At 57.0% G+C, this 12,652-nt stretch carries 4 protein-coding genes; all 4 read left to right on the forward strand.

Annotated elements, in window-relative coordinates:
* The first annotated feature begins 3 nt into the window (after nt 1-3).
* The 4 genes from K323_RS0119365 to K323_RS27390 all read left to right on the forward strand — a co-directional run bounded on the left by K323_RS0119365 (nt 4) and on the right by K323_RS27390 (nt 12,630).
* Nucleotides 4-5,577, forward strand: a complete 5,574-nt coding sequence (locus K323_RS0119365) for an amino acid adenylation domain-containing protein (protein ID WP_281170179.1) — start codon at nt 4-6, stop codon at nt 5,575-5,577.
* A gap of 119 nt (nt 5,578-5,696) precedes the next feature.
* Nucleotides 5,697-6,611: an ornithine carbamoyltransferase gene (locus K323_RS0119370; protein WP_022886918.1), complete on the forward strand. Its 915-nt coding sequence runs from the start codon at nt 5,697-5,699 to the stop codon at nt 6,609-6,611.
* 60 nt (nt 6,612-6,671) lie between these two features.
* On the forward strand, nt 6,672-11,726 hold the full coding sequence (locus K323_RS0119375; RefSeq protein WP_022886919.1) for a non-ribosomal peptide synthetase: 5,055 nt from the start codon (nt 6,672-6,674) through the stop codon (nt 11,724-11,726).
* Between the two features lie 13 nt (nt 11,727-11,739).
* A complete protein-coding gene (locus K323_RS27390) occupies nt 11,740-12,630 on the forward strand; it encodes a threonine ammonia-lyase (RefSeq protein ID WP_022886920.1) in 891 nt (296 codons plus the stop codon).
* Nucleotides 12,631-12,652 lie beyond the last annotated feature (22 nt).

Genomic DNA, 12,652 nt, shown 5'->3' on the forward strand with positions numbered 1-12,652 from the left:
GTGGTGACTTGGCTCGCCATCCTGAAAGCTGGTGGGGCTTATGTTCCACTCGATCCTCAGCATCCGACCAAACGTTTATCTTATGTCCTGGAAGACACCGCTGCGCCTGTCCTCATCACCGACACCGCGACCCGGACACACGTCCCTGAATACCCTGGCCGGGTAGTAGTGCTCGAAGAAGTAGACTTCACACGGCTCAGCGACAGCACACTGGACGTCGAACTACTTCCGGACAGCCTGGCTTACGTCATCTACACATCGGGCTCAACGGGGCAGCCCAAGGGCGTTGCCATCACCCACAACAACCTTTCTCGACTTTTCAGCAGCGTGGCCGCCGACCTGAATCTCTCCGCTGCTGACACGTGGGCTTGCACTCACTCATTTGCCTTCGATTTTTCGGCTTGGGAGACCTGGGGTGCGTTAGTCAAGACATCGACATGCTTAATCGTTGACACACCCACGGCCCGAGACCCCGAGGCATTGCTGCGGCTCCTCCGAGAACGACACGTAACCGTGTTGAGTCAGACTCCCTCGGCCTTCGCTGGACTAACTGCCCTGATTGACCGCGGTGAGAACCTTGGTAGCGAACCACGCCTCCGTGTGGTTGTCTTTGGGGGAGAAGCACTCGCTCCCAATGCCCTGTTGCCCTGGATCCGTACACTGGATTCCCGTGCACCGTCATTTATTAACATGTACGGAATAACGGAAACGACCGTTCACGCCAGTTATCGACGTGTCGAGCCCGCTGATATCGACTGCGCTGAGCCGAGGTCAATGATCGGGAGGTCATTGTCCGACTTGACTCTCAGTCTTGTGGACCGCGACGGCGAATTGGTCCCAATGGGAGGTACGGGAGAACTGTACGTCGGTGGCCCAGGAGTGGCCCGCGGATATCTCAATCGACCGGCGCTAACCGCTGAACGCTTCTTGCCAGACCCACTGTCACCAGATATCGGGGCGCGGAGGTATCGATCAGGGGACCTCGCGAGAAGCCGACGTGAGAACGACTTCGAATACTTGGGACGTCTGGATCGCCAGGTGAAGATAAGAGGCTTCCGAATCGAGCTCGGCGAGATCGAGGCCGCTCTCGGTGGCCATCCCGGTATTTCCGCGTCCGTCGTCAAGCTCGTCGGGGACGGCTCAGAACGGAAGATCGCGGGTTACGTCGTTCCCAAGTCGAGAGGCATTCGTGTAGAGGAGCTTCGAGCGTTTCTGCGAATGCGGATCCCGCATTACATGGTGCCCATGGTCTGGGTCGAGCTAGACCGCTTGCCGCTTACGAGCAGTGGCAAAGTCGACCGTGATTCTCTTCAGCCGCCCAACGACTCGCGCCCACAACTTGCCCAGGGTTACGTCGCTCCACGAAACGATCTCGAAGCCAGAGTCGCTACGGTTTGGGCCGCAATAATCGGCGTATCCAAAGTTGGAGTGCACGATAATTTCTTCGACCTCGGAGGAGACTCCATCAAGGCTGTTCGCCTCGTTGGCCAACTACGGGAAGAGCGAGTTGACGTTAGTGTGGCGAGCATCTTTGCCCACCAGTCGGTCGCCGCGCTCTGTTCAGCTAGCGAAGAGTCGACGACCTCCTTGGGCCAACAGCGCGTCGCACCATTCGCTTTAGTCGATCAGCAGGTCCAGACCGCTCTTCCCGAGAGCATAACCGACGCTTACCCCATCACAGCGGTTCAACTTGGCATGCTCTATGAGATGCTCGCGGACCCCGCGCGTAATTTGTATCACAACGTCACGACGCTGAAGTTCACAGAGACAACGGGGTATAACGCCGTTGCACTCAGCGACGCGGCGGATTGCATCGTCTCGCGGCACGAGGTCCTTCGAACCTACTTTGACCTAGATAGCTTTGCGCAGCCTCTCCAGCTTGTCGTTGGAGAGGTTCGTGCAGTTAAGAATTTCTACGACCTCAAGGAACTCAATGAGACTGAGCAAGCTGAGGAGATGAGACGGTTTGGCAACATGAGGCGGCAGCGCCGCCTCGACATCGCTGCCGCGCCCCTCATCGAGTTCGATTTTCACCAAGCGGACTCGAACTCGTTCTGGATCACAATTACGGAATGCCACGCAATTCTTGACGGATGGAGCCACCACTCTCTGGTTGGCAGCTTGATGGAAGAGTATCGCTCGCTCAACGAGAACAAGTTATCCGCGCGCTCAACTATCCTTCCAAGCACTACCCGGTACGCCGACTTTGTCGCATTGGAGCGACAATTGGAAGAGTCCGACAGCGAACGCCGCTTTTGGGCAACACGGTTCGATTCTCCCGACTCGCTGTCAATCCCCACCGGCTGGGGGGCGCCTCACGCCAGCGAGTCCGTCGACGTCGTAGTCGACTTCTCTTCGGACCTGGAGGCTCTCCAGCGGCTGGCGCGCACCGCTGGCACGCCGCTCAAGAGCGTCCTGTTCGCTGCCCACCTCGCCGCGATCGGTGAAATGACCGGACAACGGAACTTTCGAACGGGGTTGATTTCGAATGGGAGGTTGGAGGTCGTAGGAGGTGACGAGGTCTATGGCATGTTTCTCAATACGCTCCCGTTCGTCGTCGATCTACGCGCGACGAGTTGGGTCGACCTCGTCCGCGGGGTATTTGAAGAGGAAATCGCTTTGCTTCCGCATCGGCGTTTCCCGATGCCCGCGATGAAACGTCTGTGGCCGAATCGGAGCGCCTTCGCCAGCGTGATATTCAACTATCTCGACTTCCACGAGGTCGACGACGCGCATTTTGACCGGAGCCAGGCTGCAGACTATAGTCCGAACGAAGCAGCACTACATGTGACCACGGAGCCCGGTAGCTTGCTGCTTACTGCGAACACAATCCACATCTCACCGGAGCGACTGGCGGCTCTCGCTAGCCAGTACCGACGGATCCTCGCGACGATGGCAGCACATCCGAATTCTGACACTTCAACGTCGTTCGTCGGGATTGACGTTTCGGAAAGCATCCGCGATTGGAATGCCACTGGTGCGGCACTCCCTCATCGCCAGATTCAGGACAAGATCTCTTACTGGGGGAAGGAAGACCCTGACCGGATCGCGATCAGGTGCTCCGGAACAGAGATCAGCTACGGGGGGCTCGATGCTCGCGTCAACAATCTGGCTCGGTACTTGCAATCCATCGGCGTGGTCCCTGAGCAGTTGGTGGCGGTGCTGCTCCCACGCAGCATCGACCTTGTGGTTGCACTGCTGGCAATCTTGAAAGCCGGTGGTGCGTATGTACCCCTGGATCCTACCCACCCAACGACCAGAAACCACTATGTCATCACGGACTCGCAAGCGTCGGTCGTTATCACTGATTCGGTTATGTGCGTTCAAGTTCCCCATACTGAGGCCACGACTCTGATCCTTGAGGAAATCGACTGGGATGCAGATGCGAGCGACTCGCTCGAACAAGGGTGGCACCTTGACGAGGCAGCCTACGTAATTTATACGTCGGGCTCCACTGGTCGTCCGAAAGGCGTCCTGGTTTCCAGGCAATCACTCGATAACCTCACGGCCGACTTCTCCGCGCGTCCGTTCATGTCGAAGGATTCCATATTTGTTGCAATAACGACGATCTCTTTCGACATTGCCGCGTTGGAGATATTCGTGCCGCTGGCTGTTGGTGCCCAGTTAGTCATCGCTAACGAGTCCCAGGCGACCGATGGTGCCGAGCTTTCGGCGCTCATTGCAGCATCGAATGCGACTGTCATGCAGGCCACCCCCGTCAGCTGGGAAATGCTCTTGGACCATGGTTGGGTTCCGGCTAAATCCTTCGTGGCCTTATGTGGGGGCGAGAAAATGCCCGAGCGACTGGGCGAGAACCTCTCGAGTTTGTGCGCGGAGGTGTGGGACCTGTACGGGCCAACGGAAACCACGATCTGGTCTGCTACCGGGAGGCTAACTGAGCGGGGCACTCGCTGGTCGCCGGTGACGAATACCTCCATTCATGTTCTCGACCGTGACTTGCGTCCAGTTGGCCTGGACGTAGCTGGAGAACTGTACATAGGCGGGACAGGACTAGCTCGCGGATACCTCAACCAGCCGTCACTCACAGCCGCCACATTTACTCCTGATCCATTCTCCGCTAAGGAGGGTTCCCGGATGTACCGCACAGGTGATATTGCTCGCCAACGCCCTTATACGCATCTGGAGATACTCGGGCGGTTGGACCATCAGGTGAAAATTCGAGGCCACCGAATTGAACTGGGCGAAATCGAGGCGGTGTTGTCATCGCATCCCTCGATTCGCAAAGCAGTTCTTCGGCCTTCGGGTCACGGCTCCTCCCAGATCCTGGTCGCGTACGTCACGGTGAGGGACGGAGCATCACTCGACCCAGCGAGCTTACGCAACTACTTGGAGCAAAAGGTTCCCCTCTACATGCTCCCTGGCGCGTGGGTCGAATTGAGTGAGTTTCCACTCACAGGTAGCGGCAAAGTCGACGTGGGTGCACTGCCAAATTCGTCTCGACCGGAAGTCGACTCAACTCGCGAAATTGTCCAGCCTCGTAACGAGATCGAACAGAAGATATCAGCAGTGTTCAAAATGGTGCTCGGCATCGACGTGCTAAGTGTTGAAGATGATTTCTTTGAACTTGGCGGGCACTCGCTGTTAGCGCTCAAGGCCATTGGAGACCTTCGCCGGCGGCACGATTTTTCCCTGACGCTCCATGATCTGGTCGTCGGCCGAACTATCGCATTCCTCGCTGAAGTGGCCGGTCGGCCTGCACCCCTCTCACGCGATTCAGCCAACTCGCTGCTCTGGTACAGGGAGACTGGTGGTCTAACACCGCTTCTGTGCATGCACCCTGGAGGAGGGAGCGGTCACTGGTACAAATCACTGTCCGTATCGGTTGGCGTCAATCAACCTATTGCCGCGTTCGAATGGCCGGGACTAAACGGATTCTCCATCCCGTTGGGGTCCATTGAGGAAATGGCGGCCCGGTATCTAATCGACTTACGGGCGAAACGCCCACACGGGCCTTACCGGCTGCTGGGCTGGTGTGGTGGAGCACCCGTTGCATGGGAGATGGTGCAGCAGCTTCGTCTCGCGGGAGAGGAGGTTGATTTTACTCTTCTCGATCCGGTGGGCGACCTTCGGATGGAGGAGAACTTCAGGGTCGAGCTCCAATTATTCCGAGAGTGTGAGGCATTGTTCGAACGTCTACAGGGTGATATTGATTATTGCGCTAAGAGTGACGTGCAGGAGGAGATCGTTCGGATAATGCGAACAGTCGTGGAGGACGACCGCGGGGATCCGATTACGGCATCGAGTTTCGATCCCTCGTGGCACCCACGCGTGATCGTTTGGCGGAGACTGCTAGAGGCGAGGGAGCGTTATGTTTTTCGACGTTTACCGGGAACCATGCGGTTGGTTGTGGGTGACGAACTCGCTGAGGAACGGCATGTGGTCATCCGAGGCCAGAATCTAGCTGAATACACGCAGCGCTGGGAGGACCTCGTAATGGGACCAGTCGAGATTTCTCGCACTCCCGGCGACCACTTTGGCGTGCTCCAGCCGCCGCACGTAGAGCATCTGGCCGCACTACTAGCTGGAACTACGGTGCGCAGCGCCTTAGGCCGGTGAGCGCTTGTGCGATAAAGGTGCTCTCATCTTAGGCGACTATGGCTCCGATGAGGACAGATCTTTTGGTCTGCTTTAGTGATCCGTCATGCCCGAAATCAAGACAGGAATGCGAGAACGACATGAATAGAAACCTCACGTCAATCGGTGACTTTACCAGTGAACAGCTGATGAAAGTGGTGTTACGCGCCGTCGAAATCAGCGCGGACCTGCCCGGGGTAAGTCCGACATTGCGGGGAAAGGTGGTGGGCATTTTCTTCCAGAAAACGTCCACTCGCACTCGTACCGCGTTCAGCAGCGGTGCACTGCGACTGGGGGCGTCCATCGTGTCATACGGCCCGAACGATCTCCAGCTGAACACCGGAGAGACTGTCGAAGACACGACACAAGTGCTTGGGTCGATGTTGGATGCATTGGTAATTCGCGGCCCGATCCCTATGACGGAACTTAGCTTGTATGGGAAGACAGACACAATGTCCGCCATCAACGCTATGTGCAACGAGGAGCACCCCACCCAGGCAGTAGCGGACCTCGCCACCCTGCACCATAAATTCGGGCGGGTCACCGGCCTAAGTCTTCTCTACGTCGGCGAAGGAAACAACACCGCGGCGGCTTTGGTCCTAGCATGCGCCGCAGTCGGAATCGAACTGGAAGTCCGCACCCCCTCCAACTATGGCGTTTCAACGAAGATTCTCGAGCAGGCTCGCAAGATATCCTCGACCAACAGAATTCATCAAATACACGATTTGAACGATCTTCCGCAGGTCGTGGATGTCGTTTACACGACTAGATGGCAGACGACGGGAACAGTGAAATCCGATCCGAACTGGCGCGAAGATTTTTTGCCCTTTCAAGCGAACGAGGAACTCATGGGGAAGTACCCCGATGCCTTTTTCATGCATGATCTACCGGCGCATCGAGGTGAGGAAGTTACAGCCGGGGTATTGGACGGCCCAAATAGCATCGCATTGACTCAGGCCCAATTCAAACTTTTTGGGGCGATGGCCTGCCTCGAATGGTGCCTCCTGTCCGATTGACGTCGAGCGACAGGTCCGTTCACGAGCCGCAATTAACTGACACAACAAGGAGGGGCAGATATGCAAGGTCCAGAGGCAGAGACAGATAGACACCTTGCGAGCGCACAGGCGCACTCAGGATCGACCACGGCACCGCCTAGTAGTGCCCTCCATCTGCTGATTGAGCGTCAGGCGCAAAGGTCGCCAGACGCGATCGCGGTCGAAGCGGGAACCAAGAGTTGGAGTTACGCCGAACTAAACCGCGACGCCGATAAGCTCGCAGGATACCTTCGCTCGCTCGGGGTCGGTACGGAGCAATTCGTCGGCGTCCTGATGACACGTTCTGTCGAGCAGATCATCGCTTCGCTCGCGGTTTTGAAAGCCGGAGGAGCCTACGCGCCGTTGCCGTCGGCAGACCCATGGAGCCGCCTGCACGGTATGTTGATTGATCTTGAGGCGAACGTCCTGCTAGTGGACGACTCAAGCTTGGACAATGCGGATCTCGGCCGGTATCAAGTAATCGACGTCCCAGCTTTCGTCGCTTCACACTCGCGCTCGAGTCCAGACATGGAAGTTACTGCTCGTTCAGAGGCCGTCAATTTTGCTAACTCTGATCAAGCGTGTGTCGTTCTCTTCACGTCTGGTTCCACGGGAAAGCCGAAGGGTGTCGTTCTTACGCATCGCAATGTGACAGGTCTGGTTACGGACGCGGTGTGGTCGGGCTGCGATTTCAGCAGAGTGCTCATGCAATCAGCGAATACCTTTGATCTTTCAACATTAGAGATGTGGATGCCATTGGCGAATGGCGTGACCATCGTGGTGGCCCCCTCGGGAAAGCTAGAACCTCGAGAGATCGCTCGCGTCATCCGAACGCACGATGTGACCGGAGCGTTTTTCACGACGGGACTATTCAACGTCATGGTAGCTGAGGAGTTGGAGTCACTAAAAGGTTTACGCGCTTTGTGGAGCGGTGGTGAGCGCGCATCCGGACCGCTCATCGCGGAGGCTCTGAAAGGGCTACCCGACACGAAGATCGTCAACGGGTACGGCCCGACAGAAGCGACGACATTCACAACGTTTCATCAAATCGTAGAGCCCCCTCCGCGCGATATGGAAGTGCCCGTTGGAATCCCGCTCCGTGACAAGACCGTTTACATCCTTGACGGCCTACTTTCTCCCTCAGACGAAAGCGAGGCCGGCGAGATATTTATAGCAGGATCAGGTATCGCTCGGGGATATCTAAAGCGCCCAGGGCAAACGGCGGCTAGTTTCATCCCCGATCCGCTGGGCGCTCCTGGTTCCCGGATGTACCGCACTGGGGACATGGCATCACGATCGTCCACGGATCCCATTAAGTTCATCGGTCGGGCAGACGACCTCGTCAAGATACGTGGGTTTCGCATTGAGCTTGGGGAGATCTCCGCTGCCCTTCGTGACTGTGATGGGGTTGCGGATGTGGCGCTGCGAGTGCGAGAAGATACGCCCGGACACCGCATGATCGCTGCGTACGTCGTCCTCCAGGAAACATGCGAGTCGACCGGCCTTAATATTAGAAAGGATGCAGCGAAGCGACTTCCCGAATACATGGTGCCGAGCGCTGTGATCATCGTGGACGCGCTGCCCCTCACGCCGCATGGAAAAGTGGACATTCGAGCGCTCGCCGCTCCCAGTGTCGATGACCTAGCAGTTGAGTACGAGCCGCCGCGAACGACGACGGAGTTAGTTGTCGTGGAGGTATTCGAGAACCTCCTCAATATGCGTCCGATCGGACTTGCTGGCAGCTTCTTCGACATGGGCGGAGACTCCCTTTTGGCCATGAGAGCCGTGGCGCAGTTACGCAGTCGACTTGCTATCGACTTGTCTATGTCGGCAATGTTTGAGGGTTCGACCGTTCGACAGGTGGCCGCCGCCTGCGCCACTGCTGGAATCGCGAGCGAGCCGATAGTTCGCCTTGAGAGAGGCGCTCCTCTAGGCCTATCCTCTGGGCAGAAGCGCTTGTGGTTTCTGGAACAGCTTGAACCCGAATCGGCGGAATACGTCATTCCCTATGCGCTCAGGCTTCGGGGCGAGCTTGACGACGCCGCATTGGAAAGGGCGTTCGGCTCGATTATCGCGCGACATGAAGTGCTCCGAACGCGGATCGTTGCGGCCCATGGTGAACCAAAACAGTTGGTCGAGCGGCACTCCGAAGTTTCAGTAATGAAGACAGACCTTCGTGATGGAGGCAGTCTCGAATGGCGCCTGGAGCGCGCCACAGAACTGGCGGTGGACCTGGCGCGAACGCCCATCGATATGCGCTTCGCTCCGATGATGACCCTTCAGTTAGTCCGGCTGCAGGAGCAGGATTACGTGCTCATGCTGGCCATTCATCACTTGGCAGCTGATGCATGGTCGATAGCCATTTTGGCTTCAGAGCTCGCGCAGTTCTACTCGGAAGAAGTATCAAGTACGCCGGTCACCTTGGCACCGCTGGATATTCACTATGCTGACTTTGCTGCGTGGCAGTTGGGTGTCGAATCCAGCGGCGCGATCGACAAAGGCTTGGATTTTTGGGAATCGGAGTTAGGAAATCTGTCGCCCCTACGGCTCCCATCAGACTTCCCACGCCCAGCCCAGCGCTCAACTGCAGGCGGTACGATGCATTTCGCACTTTCCGCTGTTCAAGTCTCCAACTTGAAAGACCTCGGTCGCGACGAGAACGCGACTCTTTACATGACGTTGCTGAGCGCCTTCCATATCTTTTTGGCAGGTTATAGCGGAGACGAACGCATAGTCACGGGCTCGCCTGTAGCGAACCGTCCGCGTCCTGAACTAGAACATTTGATCGGATTCTTTGCTAACACCGTTGCGTTTCAGTCTCGAATCGATCCAGCAGATTCATTCTTCGATGTGCTCCATCAGATAAGAAATAAGACTGTTGCTGGCATCGATTATCAGGAAGTTCCGTTCGACCGTGTGGTCGAGAGGATCAACCCGAAACGTGATCCTTCCCGTCATCCTGTCTTCCAAGTCATGTTTGTGTTGGACAACGCTCCTGATCCGCACTGGTCGCTGTCCGCTATGGACATCGAGAGCTTCCCAATCGACGAAGCCTCGGCGAGATTCGATTTGACTTTCTATGCAGAACCAAATAATGGCGGTCTCACCTGCCGTTTCGTCTATTCGAAGGCGCTTTTCGAGAGTTCGAGCGTGTCACGAATGGCCAAAAACTTCGTCCAGTTGATTGACTCGATCGGCGAATTCCCGCATTTGCCGATCGGTCAGCTGGAACTCGTTGCAGAACCTGAGCGTGCGGTTATACGCGGATGGGAATCGCCAAAGCAGATTGGCCAGTGGCTCATGACCTATGAGTACGTCGCAGTGCAGGCCAGGGAAACGCCAGCAGCGATCGCCGTCGTCTGCGGCCAGGACAGCATTACGTATGCCGAACTAGTGGAGCGCGCAGACAGGCTTGCCTGCGAAATTATTGCATGCGGGGTCGAGGTTGAGGACAGAGTTGCCACACTTCTCCCACAGGGGATCAATCAGGTGATTGGCATGTTGGGGATACTCAAGGCGGGTGCCGTCTACGTGCCCCTATCGATGCAACAACCTAAGGAACGGCTTGTCGCGATCTCAGCTGATGCAGGCTTATCGCTTCTTGTGACCGACTCGTCTCTCGAAGCTGGCACGGTAATGTTCGCAAGCAGGACGATTTCGATGGATCGGATTCCCGCGAGCGGCGCACTACCCACCCCACCCCGTATCCACGCGGACAACGTTGCCTACCTGATTTACACTTCTGGATCCAGCGGAAAGCCCAAAGGCGTTCTCGGAACTCACCGTGGATTGAGCAACTACGTCGCTGCCAACCGAGAAATATACGGGCTAGAGCCCGGCGACAGTGTTTTGCAGCTCGCGTCAAGCGGATATGACGCGTCGCTGCGGGACATGCTGTTGCCGTTGGCGAGCGGGGCCACGCTCGTATTTCTACACCCGTCGGTGGCCAAGTCACCCGAATCGGTAGCCGCTGCGATTAGTGCCTGCGATGTGACAGCCATCCTGAGCGTGGTTCCATCAATGCTGAGAGAATATGGCAGCTATCCGGGATTCCGGATCTTCGACTCTCTAAAGCTCATCGTCAGCAGCGGCGAGAGCATGCGTTCGGCCGGAGAATGGAAGGCAAAGACGAGCACGACGAGAGTGCTCAACCAATACGGTCCCACCGAATGCGCGATGACCACCACAGTTGGGCTGGGACATCCGGTTGCTCCTGGCGGGTCGGACCTTGTGGGTTATCCAATTGCAGGGACCCAGGTACTGGTGCTCGACAAGGGAATGCGACGTTGTGCGATCGGAGTTGTCGGCGAGCTGTTCATCGCGGGAGCGGGGGTCGCTCGCGGGTACGCTAATGCGTCGCGAGCTACGGCTGAGAGCTTCCTCCCGAATCCATTTGCCGTCGAACCAGGCACAGTCATGTACAAGACTGGGGATCGGGCCAAGTGGACGCAGAACGGAGAGCTTTGCTTGCTCGGTCGCTCAGACCGCCAGATCAAGATTCGGGGAAATCGAGTTGAACTGGGTGAGCTTGAAAGCGTGATCGAGAGTCACAGAAGCGTTGCTAGGTGCGCAGTGAAGCTGAGCGAAGGACCTGATCCGGTTGTTCTTGCGTTTATCGAGGCCGAATCTACGGGCGGAGACGGATTGGACGTAAGGACCATTAGAGCGTTCCTCGCAGATCGACTCCCTGAGTACATGCTCCCCGCCTCATTCCTGTATATGTCATCGCTTCCAACCACGATTAGCGGCAAGATAGACAGGCAGTCGCTGCCGAGCCTCAAGCCGCGGTCCACATCCGCATCTGAGTACATTGCTCCAAGTACAGCTGCCGAAGTGCAGATCGCGGCGATATGGTGCGACCTTCTTAACATCGACCGCGTTGGAGTTCACGAAGACTTCTTCGAAGTGGGTGGACACTCATTGCTTGCAGTGCGCGCAGTTTCACGCTTGCGTTCAACCTTTTCGGTCGGTATCGGTGTTCTGGAGTTTTTGTCTAATCCCACTATTGCCGCACTTGCGCGACTAATGGCAAGCGCGCATGCGTCCCGGATCGCCGCGTTATTTAGTTCGTCAGAGACTGGCTCCCGGGCCGATTGAGCTGGCGACTAACATGCAACTTTTTCCCGTCGGACTGTCTGACGTGCTGGCTGCCGACGCACGCATGGATCAGTCCGTCATTGAGACACCGATGATTCCTCTCGGTGTCAGTGATATCCATGTCAAGGCGGAATCGCTTCAGACGTCCGGTTCCTTCAAGTTTCGTGGCGCTTTCAACGCTTTGAAAGTTCTACAACCAGACCACGTCGTAACCGGCTCGTCGGGCAACCACGGCATTGCGATCGCCTGCGCTGCGGCGGCCCGAGGCATTGAATGCACTGTGTACATGACACGGACTTCTATCGAATACAAGAGGAGCCGTATCCGGCAACAAGGGGGAGTCGTCATCCTTTGCGATGGGGACAACGAGTGGCGTGATATGTGCGCCCGGAAGTTTGCACGTGATCGCGGAGCCATCTTTGTCTCGTCGCATGACGATCCCACGGTTATCGCTGGTCAGGGCACCGTGGGCCTCGAAATCCTGCGCCAGCTGCCGAATGCCAGCGACATCTACGTGCCAGTCGGCGGCGGAGGACTACTCGCCGGCGTCTGTGCAGCAAGGGGTGACGCACCTGCCCGAATAGTGGGGGTTGAGCCAATGGGGGGAAATCGATTCGCTCAATCGTTCGCGTCTGGTCAAAGAACACGGTTGGCAGTCGTGAACACAATATGCGACGGCGTTCGAGCCAGAGAGCCTGGAGAACTCGCTTTGCTAACCTCCTGGGACTTGGTCGACCACATGATTGTCGTCGACGATTTGCTCGTGGTCAGCGCGCTCAAGATTTTGGCCCATTCCGGAGTGCGCTCTGAGATCACCGGGGCGCTCGCGTTGGCGGGCCTGTTAACCGACCCCGGCAGAGGACCAGTCCCGGTGGCACTGGTTTCCGGAGGGAACATGGCCTGACCATAACAAACAGGTGGCCAAC

The sequence above is a fragment of the Glaciibacter superstes DSM 21135 genome (assembly GCF_000421145.1).
GTDB classification, from domain to species: Bacteria; Actinomycetota; Actinomycetes; order Actinomycetales; family Microbacteriaceae; genus Cryobacterium; species Cryobacterium superstes.